Origin of the sequence: Pseudooceanicola aquaeponti, assembly GCF_050897975.1 — a bacterium.
Lineage (GTDB): Bacteria > Pseudomonadota > Alphaproteobacteria > Rhodobacterales > Rhodobacteraceae > Pseudooceanicola.
This window is the reverse complement of the sequence record NZ_JBPAXY010000007.1, coordinates 1-13,281: the sequence shown is the minus strand read 5'-3', so window position 1 is coordinate 13,281 and position 13,281 is coordinate 1. Positions and strand designations below refer to the sequence as shown.

The window sequence follows — 13,281 nt, the reverse complement described above, 5'->3', positions numbered from 1 at the left end:
TGGGGCGGAAATGACCTTCGCGGACCAACCGCGAGCAGATAGGAGACATGCGATGGACCTGATCGCACAGCTGGAAGCGGAACAGATCGCTTCCCTGGGGAAATCCATCCCCGATTTCAAAGCCGGTGACACGATCCGTGTCGGCTACAAGGTGACCGAAGGCACGCGCACCCGTGTGCAGAACTACGAAGGCGTCTGCATCAGCCGCAAGAATGGTTCGGGCATTGCCGGTTCGTTCACCGTCCGCAAGATTTCCTTCGGTGAAGGCGTGGAACGTGTGTTCCCGCTCTACTCGACCAACATCGACAGCATCGAAGTTGTGCGCCGCGGCCGCGTCCGTCGCGCCAAGCTGTACTACCTGCGTTCGCGTCGCGGTAAATCCGCCCGTATCGCGGAAGTCACCAACTACAAACCCAAAGCCGAAGCGTAAGGAGCCGCGTCATGAAAAAGGATACCCATCCCGACTACCACTTCATCGACGTGAAGATGACCGACGGCACGATCATCAAGATGCGTTCGACCTGGGGCAAGGAAGGCGACACCATGTCGCTGGACATCGACCCGACCGTGCACCCGGCCTGGACCGGCGGCAACTCGCGCCTGCTGGACGCCGGCGGCCGCGTGTCGAAGTTCAAGAACAAATACGCCGGCCTGGGCTTCTGATCGCCCCCGCCTCGTTTGTTTTGGAAAGGGCTCGCCATCGGCGGGCCCTTTTCGCATTCCGCGCGCCCGGTCCTGCCGGACCCGGCGGCGTCCGGGACACCCCCGCCCCTTGCCCCCGTACCGCGCCGGGGCTAGGCCCGTCGGGCCAGTACCACGCGGACCGACCCGATGACCCCAGCCATCCTTGCCCTGACCCTGATCGCCGGTGCCCTGCTGTGGCTGCCCAGGCTGCGCCACTGGCCCACCTGGCGCGCCATGGTCACGCCGCTGGCCTCGATCATCGGCTCGGGCTTTCTGGTGCTGGGGCCGATCCTGGCCCATGGCTTCGGCGCCTGGGCGCCCGCGATGATGGCCCTGCTGTGCCTGGCCGCCTGGGGGTTCGGCGCCGCGATCCGGGCCAATATCGCCCGGCTGGGCGACAGGCCCGGCCCAGAACCCCGGATCGAGCAGCTGGCCTCGGCCCTGCTGGCCTTCGCCTATGTGATCTCGGTCGCCTATTACCTGAACCTCTTCGGCAGTTTCGCGGTCAAGCTGGGCCCCTGGCAGGGCGAGACCCCCGCGCGGCTGGTCACCTCGGCCATCTTCGTGCTGATCCTGGGGCTGGGCTACGGGCGCGGCTTTGCCATGCTAGAGCGCGCCGAATACCTGACCGTGACCCTGAAGCTGGCGATCATCGCCGGGCTGCTGACCGGGCTGGCGATCTTCTTTGCCGGGGCGGCGCAGACCGACGCCCTGTTCCTGCCGCAGGGCGCCGAGCAGGGCTGGGGCGCGCTGACCCTGGGCTTTGGCCTGCTGGTGACGGTGCAGGGGTTCGAAACCTCGCGCTACCTGGGCGACAGCTATGACGCGGGCACGCGCATCCGGTCCATGCGCCTGGCGCAGGGGGTGGCGACGGCCATCTATGTGGTCTACGTGCTGCTGCTGGTCTATGCCCACCATGTGCCCGCAGGCGCCCTAAGCGAGACCGCGGTGATCGACATGATGCGCGACGTCTCGCCCCTCTTGCCGCTGATGCTGATCGGGGCGGCCCTGGCGGCACAGTTCAGCGCGGCGGTAGCCGATACCGGCGGCTCTGGCGGGCTGATCGCAGAGCTGAGCGGCCAACGCATCAGCGCCCGCCAGGGCTATCTGGTGCTGTGCCTGGCGGGCCTTGCCCTGACCTGGAGCGCGGATGTCTTCCAGATCATCTCTTACGCCTCGCGGGCCTTTGCCCTGTACTACATGGTGCAGACGGTGATCGCCGCCCGCCATGGGCAGGGGCCGCGCCGCGCCCTGTGGATCGCCCTGGCCGCGCTGGCCGCCGCCATCGCCCTTTTCGGCCAGCCGGTCGAGGGCTGAGCCGCGCACCTGCAGCGCCCCTGCGACCCCCAGGATGCAGTTGCAGAGAAATCGGTTTTCCTTCCCAGCGAGATCTTGCCGTCCCCGCCCCCGATCCCGTATGCGGAAGGAAAGAACCCGCGCCGCCCGAGGGTCGGCGCCCCCTCTCTTCCCGGGAACGCAACGTGGCACATATCATCGTCGTCGGTAACGAAAAGGGCGGGGCGGGCAAGTCCACCGTCTCTATGCATATCGGCACCGCGCTGGCCCGCATGGGGCACCGCGTGCACGCGTTCGATTTCGACCTGCGCCAGCGCAGCTTTGCCCGCTATACGGCCAACCGCATGGAAACGCTGAAGAAAGCCGGGCTCGACCTGCCTTCGCCGAAATTCTGCGAACTGCCCGAGGTGGACGCCAGCACCCTGAAGCCGGGCGAGAACATCTTCGACGCCCAGCTGGCCCGCGCGATGGAGCTGCACGAGCCGCAGGCGGATTTCATCCTGATCGACTGCCCCGGCTCGCACACCCGCCTCAGCCAGAACGCCCATTCGCTGGCCGATACCCTGGTGACGCCGCTGAACGACAGTTTCGTCGATTTCGACCTGCTGGCGCGGATCGACAGCGAGGGCGAAAAAATCCTTGGCCCCTCGGTCTATTCCGAGATGGTCTGGGCGGCGCGGCAGCTGCGCGCCAAGGCCGGGCTGAAGCCCATCGACTGGGTCGTGCTGCGCAACCGCGTCGGCGCCCAGGCGATGACCAACAAGAAGAAGATGGAAGCGGCGATCGAGCGGCTGGCAAAGCGCATCGGTTTCCGTGTCGCGCCCGGCTTCTCCGAGCGGGTGATCTTCCGCGAGCTGTTCCCCAAGGGGCTGACCCTGCTCGACCTGAAGGACATGGGCGTTTCCAGCCTGAACATTTCCAACATCGCCGCGCGGCAGGAAATGCGCGACCTGATCAAGGCCCTGGATCTGCCCGGGGTGAAGGTCGACTTCTAAGTCCCGCGCGCGCCCCCGGAGCCCCGGAAAGGACGCAGACATGACCGACGCCACCCGCCCCTACCGCCTGATGGCGCTGAACAATGCCTGGGCCAATGCCCGGTTCTATCACGCCATGCGCGGCATGGGTCCGGTCGAGTTCCGGCAAAAGCGGCCCGGGTTCTTCCCCACGCTGCGGGCGACGATGAACCATATCCATACGGTGGATCTCTACTATATCGACGCGCTGACCGGCGGCGGCCAGGGCGCGGCGCTGCGCGACCGCGCCGAGACCCGCGACGTGCCGACCCTGGCCCAGGCCCAGGCCGACAGCGACGCCAGGCTTTGTGCCTTCTGCGACGCGCTGACCCCCGAGGGGCTGGCCGAGACGCGGATCACCGAGCGCGACAGCGGCCCGGTGCCCGAGCGGGTCGAGATGCTGTTGCTGCACCTCTTCCAGCACCAGATCCACCATCGCGGTCAGGCCCATGTGCAGCTGCAAACCACCGGCATCCTGCCGCCGCAGCTGGACGAGTTTTATCTGGACTACGACCGCGCCCCCTCAGCCCTGGACTACCTGGGCTAGACCCGCGCGGCGACGAGACCGCCCCGGGATCAGCCTGCGCGGCGCTGGCGCCAGCCGCGCCGCAGGGCGTCCAGCAGCAGGGTGGCCAGGAACAGCAGCGCGGCCAGGCAAACCATGGTCGGCCCCGTGGGCGTGTCGAACCACAGCGACCCTTGAAGCCCCCCAAGCGCCGAGACCGCGCCGATGCCGGCGGCAGTCAGGGCCATCCCCTCGGGCGTTCTGGCGAAGGGCCGCGCGGCGGCGGCCGGGATGATCAGCAGCGCCGCGATCAGCAACGAGCCCACGACCTTGATTGCCACCGCCACCACCAGCGCCAAGGCCACGGTCAGCACCAGCTGCTCGCGCCGGGGATCCAGCCCAGAGGCCTGGGCCAGATCGGGGTTCAGCGTCGCCGTCAGCAGCGCCTGCCAGCGCCAGGCCAGCAGCCCCAGCACCAGCACCGCGCCGCCCCAGATGATCGCCAGATCGCCCTTCGAGACCGCCAGGATGTCACCGAAAAGATAGGCCATCAGGTCGATCCGCACGCCCGACAGGAAAGACACCGCCACCAGGCCAAAGGCGATCGCCGAATGGGCCAGCACCCCCAGAAGCGTGTCCATGGCAAAGCCCCGTCCCGACAGGGTCGAGACCAGCGTGGCCATCAGCAGTGACACCACCAGCACGCCGGAAAAGACCGACAGGTCGAAGGCCAGGGCCAGGGCCACCCCCAGGATTGCCGCATGGGCCGTGGCATCGCCGAAATAGGCCATGCGCCGCCAGACCACCAGGCAGCCCAAGGGGCCCGCCGCCAGCGCCACCCCCAGCCCGGCCAGGGCCGCGCGCAGCAGGAAATCGTCAAGCATCGGGGGCCTCGTGTGCGTGGTCGTGGTCATGATCATGGCCGCAGCCATCGTCGTGATGGTGGTCATGTTGGTGACGGTACAGCGCCAGCGCCCCCTGGGTACCGGTGCCGAAAAGCGCGCGGTATTCCGGCGCGCTGGCCACATGTTCGGGCGCGCCTTCGCAACAGACGTGATGGTTCAGGCAGATCACCCGGTCGGACGCCGCCATCACCACGTGCAATTCATGGCTGACCATCAGCACCCCGCAGTTCAGCTCGGCCCGCAGCCGTTCGATCAGCCGGTAGAAGGCGGCAGAGCCGGGCTGGTCCAGCCCCTGGGTGGCCTCGTCGAGGATCAGCAGGTCGGGGCGGGTCAGCAGGGCCCGGGCCAGCAGCACGCGCTGGAACTGGCCGCCCGACAGATCCGACATCTGCCGCCCCTCCAGGCCCGCGCCGCCCGCATGGGCCAGGGCCTCGGTCGCCTCGGCATCGCTGACCCGGTTGGGCAGCGACAGGAAGCGGCGGACGCTCATCGGCAGGGTCGGGTCGATATGCAGCTTTTGCGGCACATAGCCGATGCGCAGCCCCGGCGCGCGGGTCACCTTGCCCCGGCGCAGCGGCAGGGCGCCGATGATCACCCGCATCAGGGTGGATTTGCCCGAGCCGTTCGGGCCGACGATGGTGACGATCTCGCCCCGGTCGATGCGCAGGTCGACGCCGCTCAGCACCTCTTGCCCGCCCAGGGCGGCATGGGCGCCGGTCAGGCAGATCAGCGGCGCGGCGCTCACGCAGCGGCGCCGCGGCAATTGGGGCACAGCCCCTCGGCCTCGACCACGGCCCGTTCGATGACAAAGCCCAGCTCGGCCGCGCTTTCGCCCAGGCGCCCCTGGCGCATGTCCAGCTCGGCCTCGGCCACCTTGTCGCAGCTGCGGCAGATCAGGAAGGCGGGCGCATGATGGGCGCCGGGACAGGTGCAGGCGACGAAGGCGTTCAGCCGCTCGATCTTGTGGGCGAAGCCGTTCTTCACCAGGAAATCCAGGGCGCGATAGGCCACGGGGGGCTGGCTGCCCAGCCCCTCTTCGCGCAGCCGGTCGAGGATGTCATAGGCGCCAAGCGCCCGGTGCCCCTCCAGCAACAGCTCCAGCACGCGGCGCCGCACCGGGGTAAACTGCAACCCCTGCTCACGGCAGCGTTCATCCACCAGGGCCACCCCGTCGCGGATACAGGCCCCGTGATCATGCTTTGCGAAACCGCTCGACTCCATCGCCGCCTCCTTGGAAACTCGGCTCCTTGATATGTTATAGAGTCTCCGCTATCAAGCCGGTCAATGTTACATTGTAACGATCCTGAGATAGGGTGAGATAGGTAGAGCGATGATCCTCAAAGAGTTGAACAGCGCGGCCCTGGCATTGGCCGCCTCGGCCGGTTGGGCCGCCGCGGAGGTGCCGCAGGTGGTGACCGATATTGCCCCGGTCCATTCCCTGGCGGCCATGGTGATGGGCGATCTGGGCGCCCCCGACCTGGTGCTGCCGCCCGGCGCCTCGCCCCATGGCTACGCGATGCGCCCCTCGGCGGCGCGGGCCCTGCAAGAGGCCGATCTGGTCTTCTGGGTGGGCGAGGCGCTGACCCCCTGGCTGGCGCGCCCGCTGACCACCCTGCCCGACCACGGCCAAACCGTGGAACTGATGGAGCTGCCCGGGGTCACCCACCTGGCCTTCCGCCAGGGCGCCGAGCTGGAGGTGCACCACCTGCCCGGGCAGGAAGAGGACCACGACCATGAGGAAGGGCACGACCACGAGGACGGGCATGATCACGACGACGGGCACGACGAGGATCACGCAGAGCACGACGAGCACGTCGTTGAACCGGGCCATGAGGGCCATGTGCACGAAGGGCTGGACCCGCACGGCTGGCTTGACCCGGAAAACGCCCGTGTCTGGCTGACGGGCATGGCCGAGGCCCTGGCCGCCGCCGACCCCGAGAACGCCGCCACCTACCGCGCCAATGCCGAGGCCGCCCGCGCCGATCTGGCCGCCCAAAGCGCCCGCATCGCCGAAGAGCTGGCCGCCGCGGCGCCGATCCGCTTTCTGGTCTATCACGACGCCTACCAGTATTTCGAAAACCGCTTCGACCTGACCTCTGCCGGGGCGGTCACCGACAGCGACGCCACCGCCCCCAGTGCGGCCCGGGTCGCCGCCCTGCGCGACAAGGTCAGCGCGGCCGGGGTCGATTGCCTGTTCACCGAGCCGCAGTTCGGCGCCGGGCTGGCGGGCAGCGTCTTCGAGGAAAGCGACGGCAAGCTGGTCGAGATCGACCCGCTGGGCAGCGCCCTGTCGGCGGGTCCCGACCTTTACCCGGCGCTGCTGGAGGGCATGGCCAAAAGCTTCCTCACCTGCAAAGGCTGAGCCAGGCCCACCCCCGCGGAGGGGGTCCTACAAATGAAACCGCCCGCAGGATGACCCACGGACGGTTTCCCCCCAACGGGGGCCCGGTCCGGCGCCGCGCCTCGCGCGCCGGACCGGGCGATCTGGGGCCTCAGGCCGCTTGCAGCGTCTTGGCTGCGGCCTGTGCCTTGGCCTCGGGCTCTACCTGCGGGGCCGCCTTGGCCTCGGCCGTCTCGACAAGGGCCGCGTGCAGAAGCGTGATCGCCTTGTCCTCGGCCTCTTGCGCCACCAGGAACTGCACATCGACGCTGCCCGGCACATGCTGCACGGCCAGGCATTTGACGCCCCCTTCGCGCAGCGCGGTCAGCCCGCGTTCTGTCACATCCAGCCCCGCCAGCGACCGGCCGATGGCCGAGACCAGACCCAGGCGGTTGATCTTCAGGCTGGCATTGGGGAAGGCGGCGGACAGATCCCGCTCGACCCGGCGGATCGTCTTCAGCGGCGCATCCAGGTAGTGGGTGATCGTGTTGGCGTTGGACGCCTTGGACACGATGCGCACCTTGTGGCGCGCCAGCACCTCGAGGATCGTCTGGTCGTAGCCCTTCACGCCGACCATGTCCTGTTCGAAGACCTCCAGCGCGACCACGCCCAGCCCGGTGACGATGTCGACCGTGGCGGTCTCGGCCTCGGCCTCGTCGATCAGGGTGCCCGGATCCTGCGGCTCAAAGGCATTGGCCACCCGCAGCGAGATCCCCGCCTTGCGCAGGATCTTGGCCGCCTTGGGGTGGATCGCCTCCATCCCCAGGTTCGACAGCTGGTCGGCCACGTCGTAGTTGGTATGGCCCAGCTTGCGCACCGCCTCGGCGCCGACCAGGTTCGGGTCGGCCGAGGACAGGTGGAATTCCTTGTGGATGATCGCCTCGCCCGCGCCGGTGATGGCGGCGATATTGGCAAAGGTCACCTCGGAATAGCCGCGGTCGAACTCGCGCATCAGGCCCTCGGTGCACTGGGCATAGCCGGTGACGATGGGCAGTTCGGTTGCGAAATCGACCTGGTCGAAGCCCGCCTTGATGCGCTCTTCCAGGGTCAGCTCGCTTTCATCGCGCCAGCCGCTGAGGTCCACCAGGCGTGCGTTCACGCCCGCGCGTTGCAGCATCAACACGGTGACGAAGGCCGAATGGCTCTCGCCCAGGCCCGAGAGCAGCTCTCGGATATCCATCATGTGGTCCGACAGGCGGAAGTGCCCGTAAGAGCACAGCCGTTGCAGGTCGAAGAGGCAGGAGCGCGCGCCCTCGATCCGTTCGCGCACAAACTCGTCGGCGGCGTGGATGTCGGCGGGATGCTCCAGCACGGCGCCGTGCGCCTCGCGCATCGCGGCGGCCACGTCCGACAGGGCGTCCAGCCAGCCATGGGCGTTGTCGTCGTTGGAGAACAGCGCATAGACACCGGGCTGGCCCGACTTCTTGTGCTCCAGCAGCAGGTTGGTGATGCCACCGAAGGCCGAGACGACGAAGACCCGACCATAGGGGTTGTCCGTATTCCCGATCAGCAGGCTGTCGCGCAGCTCGTGCACCTTCGACATCGAGGTGCCGCCGATCTTCTCAACAGTATGATTCGCAAGTGTCACTTGGGGGTCTCCCGGCCCTTGTCTCTGGCCGAGCTCCTTGATTTGGGGGGGAAGAAAGGGGGCCGGGGCCGCACGCCCCGGCCCGCGCCTTATGCGTCTTCCAGCGCGTAGGAACCGTCTTCGCGGTGCACCTCGTTGCCGGTGACCGGCGGGTTGAAGCAGCAGGCCATGACCAGCTCTTCGTCGGCGACCAGCGTATGCTTGTCATGCTCGTTCAGCGCGTACATCACGCCCGGCACGATCTCGTGGGTCTCGCCGGTGGCCAGGTCGGTGATCCGGCCCTTGCCCTTCATGCAGTAGACGCTTTCGAAGTGGTTCTTGTAGTGGAACGTATGCTCCGACCCGGCGTCCAGGAAGGTGATGTGGAAGGAAAAGCCCATGCCGTCGTCGGCCAGCAGCATCCGCACGCTGGTCCAGTTGGCGTCCGACACGACGCGGTCTTTTTCGTCCTTGGTGATCTTGTTGAAGTCGCGAACAATCATCGGGGTTACTCCGCTGCGATTTGCATCTGGTTCTGTTTGGCGGCGGCTTCGGCAAGGATCTTCAGACCCTTGCCGAAGGTCTCCACCGGCGTGGTGAGGGGGGCCAGCACCTTGACGACTTCGTCATGGGCGCCCGAGGTTTCAATGATCAGGCCCTGGCGGAAGGCCTCGGCGCAGATGTCACCCGCCAGCTCGCCCGAGCCGACGTCGACACCCATCATCATGCCACGGCCCTTGACGGTGGCCCCGGGAATCTCCTTGGCGATCTCGCGCAGGCTTTCGGCCAGGATCGCGGCCTTGGTCTCGATGTCCTTCTGGAAGGCGTCATCGCCCCAGAACTTCTCGATCGCCACGCGGGCGGTGACGAAGGCATGGGTGTTGCCGCGGAAGGTGCCGTTGTGTTCGGCGGGCTTCCAGACATCGTGCTGCGGGCGCACCAGCAGCGCGGCGAAGGGCAGGCCCATCCCCGACAGCGACTTGGCCATCGGCACCAGGTCCGGCTGCACGTCCATCTCTTCGAAAGAGAAGAAGGTGCCGGTGCGACCGATGCCCGCCTGGATGTCATCCAGGATCAGCAGCGCGCCGTGCTTCTTCGCAAGGCGGCCGATGCCTTCGATCCATTCCTTCGAGGCGGCGTTCAGACCGCCCTCGCCCTGCACAGGCTCCAGGATGAAGGCCGCGGGGGCGTCGATGCCCGAGCTGGGATTCTCCAGCATCTGTTCGATCAGCGCCAGGGTATCCACGTCCTCGCCAAAGGCGCCTTCATAGGGCATCCGGGTCACGCCGTGCAGGTCCATGCCCGCGCCGCCGCGCTTGCCCTCGTTGCCGGTGGCAGCCAGGGCGCCAAGGGTCATGCCATGGAAACCGTTGGTGAAGGCGATGATGTTGCTGCGCCCCGTCACCTTGCGCGCCAGCTTCATCGCCGCCTCGACGGCGTTGGTGCCCGTGGGGCCGACCATCATCACCTTATGATCCATGCCGCGCGGTTTCAGGATGTTCTCCTCGAAGCTTTGCAGGAAGGCCGACTTCGTCTCGGTGTACATATCCAGGCCATGGGCGATGCCATCATTGCTGATGTGCTCGATCAGCGCGGCCTTCATGTCGGGGTCGTTGTGGCCGTAGTTCAGCGAGGAGCAACCGGCGAGGAAGTCGATGTACTCGTGCCCTTCCGCGTCGGTCATGATCGACCCGCTGGCCTTGGTGAAGACGGTGTCGAAGCTGCGGCAATAGCTGCGCGCCTCGGACTCACGTCGTGCAAAAATCTCTTTGTCGGCTGTCGTGACAGTCGTCATGGGGTTACCTCTGGGGGTTCGATTTTGGGGGGGAGTAGGAGCGCGCAGGGGCTCAGGCGGCTTTGGCCGCCTCAGCCGCACCCGAGGCCAGGTCGATGGTGACCATGTGCTCGGTGTCGTGGTGACCGTTGAAGTGGTCATCCTCGGTGTAATGGGGCACGTCGCTCAGCGTGCCGCCCATGCGTTCGGTGAAGCGTCGGAACAGCGCCCAGGAGGCGGCGTTGTCCTCGGTGATCGTCGTCTTGATCCGGGTCACACCCAGACCATCGCGATTCACCAGATGCGACAGCATCTTGCCGCCCAGGCCCATACCGCGGGCCTCGGCCGAAACCGCCACCTGCCAGACAAACAGCGTACCGGGCTCGCTCGGGACCATATGGCCCGAGATCCAGCCGATCACGCCCTTCTCTGCCTCTTCCGCCAGCACGCAGGTGTCGGCGAAGTGATCGCATTGCACCAGGTTGCAGTACATCGAGTTCTCGTCGAGCGGTTTGCACGCGCGCACGAGCTCCCAGATGTCGGAGCCATCCTCGGAGGTGGGTTTCCGCAGGGTCAGGTTCGTCGGTCGAAGTGTTCCGCTTCCGTCAAGCATGTGTCTCGCACTCTTGTTGCTTCGCCAGTCAAAATAGATGCAGAGCGAGATATTTCAACCACTCAAAGTAATTTTCTTCCCCAGGCCTTGTTTATAAGGGCTCTCCCCTTGATTTGACCCAAGAAACACCGAATATGCTAAGCCATGCGTAGCAAAATTGACATGGATAAGCAAAGAATTGCCTTCCCCGGCTCAGAATGCGATCCTTTGAGGACTGCAAGATTGGGGCTGACGGGCATGGACCGCACAGATGACAGCCTGATCGCGCTACGGCGAATCCTGCGCGCGACAGAGCTTTTCGGGAAGGAACTGGCACAGGCCGCGGGCCTGTCCCCGGTGCAATTCCGCGTGCTGCAACTGGTGGCCGAGAAGGGGCTGACCACGCCCAAGGCGCTGTCGGTTCAGATGGGGGTCACCCAGGGCACCATCACCGCGCTGCTGGACAAGCTGCAAAGGCAGGGGATGCTGACCCGCGAGCGCTCTGAGGTGGACCGGCGGCAGATGAACATCGCCGTGACCGAGCTGGGCCGGGAAACCCTGGCCAATGCGCCCGACCCGCTGCAACAACGCTACGTGCGCAAGTTCGAATCGCTGGAAGATTGGGAGCAGGCCCAGCTGGTCGCCTCGCTGGAACGCGTGGCGACGATGCTGGATGCCGAGGATATGGATGCCTCGCCGGTGCTGGATACCGGCGATATCAAGGGGCGCCCGTCCTGAGACAGGCGCGCCGCGAGTTCAGCGCAGCGGAACGCTGACGCGGAACTGAAGGGTTTCCATGCCGGGGTTGGTGCCCGACAGCTCGGCGTTCGAGCGGTGGTCATAGAGCAGACCATAGCGCCAGCCGTTGCGCGCCTCGTAGCCCACTTCGATTCCCGAGCGGAATTCCACCACATGGCCCAGATCCGGGCCGTCGCCCTGGGCATAAAGGCCCGGCATCAGCGACAGTTGCACGTAAAGCTGATCCAGCTCGGCGGTCCAGGAAGCCCCCATGCCGATCCAGGCGTCGCCGTCATCGGTCACCGACAGGCCAAAGCTGGGCTGGAAGGGCCCGTACTTCGCGCCGAAGTCGTATTTCATGAAGATCTCGTTCGAGATGTGATCCTCCTGGAACAGCACCTGACCGGCACTGAACGACAGACGCTGCTCGGCCGGGGCCGGGGCCATGCAGCCCTGGGCGCCGCAATGGTTCAGACCCATGTCCGTCAGGCCAGCGGCCAGGAACAATACTGCCAGGGTTCCATCCATCGGTGATCTCTCCTCTTGCTGCCTAGGTGGTAGCGCAGCGCGGGCGCGCTGTCATCCTTTGACCGTCGCGTCAGAACAATTCGCGCAGCGCCGGATCCAGAACCAGGCGGAAATCGCCCGCGCGCACGCCCGGCACGCTGAACAGATGGGTCGGCCCCTTGGTCTTGCGTGCGCCTTCCAGCACCGGGCGGGCGCGCTCTGCCGCCTGGTCCGAGGGCACATCCGCTGCCTTGGCGAAACGGGCGGCCAGCTTTGCGCGGATCTCTTCGGCCTTGCGCCAACCGCGCAGGAAATTGCCCTGGTCGCGGGCGCTGCCCTCGGTCGCCTGGGCGGCGATGCGCATCCGCTCGGCGCGCCGTTCGGCCTGTTCGGCGGTGTTGAGAAAGCGCAGATGCAGCAGCGCCAGCTCGGGGCGCAGAGCGAAGGGCGCCTTGCAGCCATGCCCCCCCGCCGACAGCCGGGCCGGCGCCGTCAGGATGCCGGGCTTGGAATAGGACGCGCTGAGCAGCCCGCGCGGCACCTGCGCCAGGATCGGTCGGGCCGGATCCAGCAGATCCTCGGTTTCAGGTATCAGCTCATAGCCCGCGGGGGCGGTGACGGGCCCCAGGGGCGCCCGGGCCAGGTGCTCGGCCAGGCTTTCACCAGGGGTCAGCGAGATGATCAGCTCATCCACATCGCCCACGATCACCCGATCGTAATAGCGGGTCAGCCCCGAGGCCCAGTCCGACAGCATGTCCCAACGGGTTTCGTCGAAATTCTCGTCCGGGGGATCGCGGGGAATGGCGATGACGTTGCAGCCCTGGGCGATCTGCGCCACCTCTGCCTCGCCGCCATGACTGATCACATAGAGGGCCTCGCGTCCGAAGAGGGCCCCGTAATAGCGCACCCAGAGGTCGAGGAAGAAGGCGTCCTTCCAGACCATGGTGACACAGGCGGTCCTCATCGCGGCTCTCCGGCTTGATACATCGCCCAATCTGTTACGGGGCGCGCGGCGCGCTGGCAACCTTCGCGGCATCCGCCCGGGCAAGTGGCCCTGCGCCTTTGGCGCCGTCCCCGCAGGCCTTTCGCGGATCGCTTTGGTCGCGACGGCGCAGTGAGAGTGGGAGGCATGGGATTTGTTTGGGGCCCCAAACATGAAAACGCCCTGCGCTTTGGGCACAGGGCGTTTTGTATAGGTCTTACATCGTTTTGGATTTTTTCTAGGTCTGGCGGCGACTTACTCTCCCACGACTTAAGCCGCAGTACCATCAGCGCGACGGCACTTAACTTCCGGGTTCGGGAAGGGACCGGGTGTTTTGC

16 protein-coding genes and 1 rRNA gene are annotated in these 13,281 nt (G+C 66.5%); 7 read left to right on the top strand and 10 right to left on the bottom strand.

Going from position 1 to position 13,281, the window contains the following annotated elements; all coding sequences use genetic code 11:
• Positions 1-52 precede the first annotated feature (52 nt).
• From rplS to ACRARE_RS17225, 5 genes are all read left to right on the top strand, one after another.
• Positions 53-430 (top strand): 50S ribosomal protein L19, encoded by a 378-nt coding sequence (gene rplS, locus ACRARE_RS17245; protein ID WP_432657706.1) that lies wholly within the window; start codon positions 53-55, stop codon positions 428-430.
• 11 nt (positions 431-441) lie between these two features.
• Complete coding sequence (rpmE, locus tag ACRARE_RS17240) at positions 442-663, top strand: 50S ribosomal protein L31 (protein WP_432657705.1); 222 nt, start codon at positions 442-444, stop codon at positions 661-663.
• A 168-nt stretch (positions 664-831) separates the two neighbouring features.
• A complete protein-coding gene (locus ACRARE_RS17235) occupies positions 832-2,001 on the top strand; it encodes an Aq_097 family APC-type transporter (protein WP_432657704.1) in 1,170 nt (389 codons plus the stop codon).
• 164 nt (positions 2,002-2,165) lie between these two features.
• Positions 2,166-2,975: a division plane positioning ATPase MipZ gene (locus ACRARE_RS17230; protein ID WP_432657703.1), complete on the top strand. Its 810-nt coding sequence runs from the start codon at positions 2,166-2,168 to the stop codon at positions 2,973-2,975.
• A 40-nt stretch (positions 2,976-3,015) separates the two neighbouring features.
• A complete protein-coding gene (locus tag ACRARE_RS17225; protein WP_432657702.1) occupies positions 3,016-3,540 on the top strand; it encodes a DinB family protein in 525 nt (174 codons plus the stop codon).
• 29 nt (positions 3,541-3,569) lie between these two features.
• On the opposite strand, the gene ACRARE_RS17220 is transcribed toward ACRARE_RS17225, so the two are convergent.
• From ACRARE_RS17220 to ACRARE_RS17210, 3 genes are read right to left on the bottom strand one after another with little or no spacing between them, the layout of a single operon-like run.
• Entirely contained in the window at positions 3,570-4,382 is an 813-nt protein-coding gene (locus ACRARE_RS17220; protein ID WP_432657701.1) for a metal ABC transporter permease, read from the bottom strand.
• Positions 4,375-5,148, bottom strand: coding sequence for a metal ABC transporter ATP-binding protein (locus ACRARE_RS17215; protein ID WP_432657700.1), 774 nt, complete (start codon positions 5,146-5,148; stop codon positions 4,375-4,377). Before ACRARE_RS17215 ends, ACRARE_RS17220 begins: the two co-directional genes overlap by 8 nt.
• Complete coding sequence (locus tag ACRARE_RS17210; RefSeq protein WP_432657699.1) at positions 5,145-5,624, bottom strand: Fur family transcriptional regulator; 480 nt, start codon at positions 5,622-5,624, stop codon at positions 5,145-5,147. Before ACRARE_RS17210 ends, ACRARE_RS17215 begins: the two co-directional genes overlap by 4 nt.
• 109 nt (positions 5,625-5,733) lie before the next feature.
• Between ACRARE_RS17210 and ACRARE_RS17205 the strand changes: the two genes are divergently transcribed.
• Positions 5,734-6,765, top strand: a complete 1,032-nt coding sequence (locus ACRARE_RS17205) for a zinc ABC transporter substrate-binding protein (protein ID WP_432657698.1) — start codon at positions 5,734-5,736, stop codon at positions 6,763-6,765.
• A 130-nt stretch (positions 6,766-6,895) separates the two neighbouring features.
• Here ACRARE_RS17205 and ACRARE_RS17200 read toward each other — a convergent pair whose 3' ends face one another.
• From ACRARE_RS17200 to ectA, 4 genes are all read right to left on the bottom strand, one after another.
• A complete protein-coding gene (locus tag ACRARE_RS17200; protein ID WP_432657697.1) occupies positions 6,896-8,371 on the bottom strand; it encodes an aspartate kinase in 1,476 nt (491 codons plus the stop codon).
• 89 nt (positions 8,372-8,460) lie between these two features.
• Positions 8,461-8,853, bottom strand: a complete 393-nt coding sequence (locus ACRARE_RS17195) for an ectoine synthase (protein WP_085889257.1) — start codon at positions 8,851-8,853, stop codon at positions 8,461-8,463.
• Between the two features lie 5 nt (positions 8,854-8,858).
• Positions 8,859-10,145, bottom strand: a complete 1,287-nt coding sequence (gene ectB / locus ACRARE_RS17190; RefSeq protein ID WP_432657696.1) for a diaminobutyrate--2-oxoglutarate transaminase — start codon at positions 10,143-10,145, stop codon at positions 8,859-8,861.
• Positions 10,146-10,197: 52 nt separating this feature from the next.
• Positions 10,198-10,737, bottom strand: a complete 540-nt coding sequence (gene ectA, locus ACRARE_RS17185) for a diaminobutyrate acetyltransferase (RefSeq protein ID WP_432657695.1) — start codon at positions 10,735-10,737, stop codon at positions 10,198-10,200.
• A 237-nt stretch (positions 10,738-10,974) separates the two neighbouring features.
• Here ectA and ACRARE_RS17180 point away from each other — a divergent pair, with 237 nt between their 5' ends.
• Positions 10,975-11,454, top strand: coding sequence for a MarR family winged helix-turn-helix transcriptional regulator (locus ACRARE_RS17180; protein ID WP_432657694.1), 480 nt, complete (start codon positions 10,975-10,977; stop codon positions 11,452-11,454).
• Between the two features lie 18 nt (positions 11,455-11,472).
• Here ACRARE_RS17180 and ACRARE_RS17175 read toward each other — a convergent pair whose 3' ends face one another.
• The 3 genes from ACRARE_RS17175 to rrf form a co-directional block, all read right to left on the bottom strand.
• Positions 11,473-11,982 carry an acyloxyacyl hydrolase gene (locus ACRARE_RS17175; RefSeq protein WP_432657693.1) on the bottom strand — a complete coding sequence of 170 codons (510 nt, stop codon included), beginning with the start codon at positions 11,980-11,982 and terminating at the stop codon, positions 11,473-11,475.
• A 70-nt stretch (positions 11,983-12,052) separates the two neighbouring features.
• Positions 12,053-12,925: a glycosyltransferase family 2 protein gene (locus tag ACRARE_RS17170; protein ID WP_432657692.1), complete on the bottom strand. Its 873-nt coding sequence runs from the start codon at positions 12,923-12,925 to the stop codon at positions 12,053-12,055.
• Positions 12,926-13,185: 260 nt separating this feature from the next.
• Positions 13,186-13,281, bottom strand: a 5S ribosomal RNA gene (gene rrf / locus ACRARE_RS17165); the annotation flags it as partial.

Bases quoted from the DNA above. Each gene is read 5' to 3' on its own strand.
- ACRARE_RS17180 (WP_432657694.1), top strand. From the start codon at position 10,975: ATGGACCGCACAGATGACAGCCTGATCGCGCTACGGCGAATCCTGCGC.
- ACRARE_RS17235 (WP_432657704.1), top strand. From the start codon at position 832: ATGACCCCAGCCATCCTTGCCCTGACCCTGATCGCCGGTGCCCTGCTG.
- ACRARE_RS17225 (WP_432657702.1), top strand. From the start codon at position 3,016: ATGACCGACGCCACCCGCCCCTACCGCCTGATGGCGCTGAACAATGCC.
- ACRARE_RS17195 (WP_085889257.1), bottom strand. From the start codon at position 8,853: ATGATTGTTCGCGACTTCAACAAGATCACCAAGGACGAAAAAGACCGC.
- rplS (WP_432657706.1), top strand. From the start codon at position 53: ATGGACCTGATCGCACAGCTGGAAGCGGAACAGATCGCTTCCCTGGGG.
- rpmE (WP_432657705.1), top strand. From the start codon at position 442: ATGAAAAAGGATACCCATCCCGACTACCACTTCATCGACGTGAAGATG.
- ACRARE_RS17220 (WP_432657701.1), bottom strand. From the start codon at position 4,382: ATGCTTGACGATTTCCTGCTGCGCGCGGCCCTGGCCGGGCTGGGGGTG.
- ACRARE_RS17210 (WP_432657699.1), bottom strand. From the start codon at position 5,624: ATGGAGTCGAGCGGTTTCGCAAAGCATGATCACGGGGCCTGTATCCGC.
- ectA (WP_432657695.1), bottom strand. From the start codon at position 10,737: ATGCTTGACGGAAGCGGAACACTTCGACCGACGAACCTGACCCTGCGG.
- ACRARE_RS17175 (WP_432657693.1), bottom strand. From the start codon at position 11,982: ATGGATGGAACCCTGGCAGTATTGTTCCTGGCCGCTGGCCTGACGGAC.
- ACRARE_RS17170 (WP_432657692.1), bottom strand. From the start codon at position 12,925: ATGAGGACCGCCTGTGTCACCATGGTCTGGAAGGACGCCTTCTTCCTC.
- ectB (WP_432657696.1), bottom strand. From the start codon at position 10,145: ATGACGACTGTCACGACAGCCGACAAAGAGATTTTTGCACGACGTGAG.
- ACRARE_RS17205 (WP_432657698.1), top strand. From the start codon at position 5,734: ATGATCCTCAAAGAGTTGAACAGCGCGGCCCTGGCATTGGCCGCCTCG.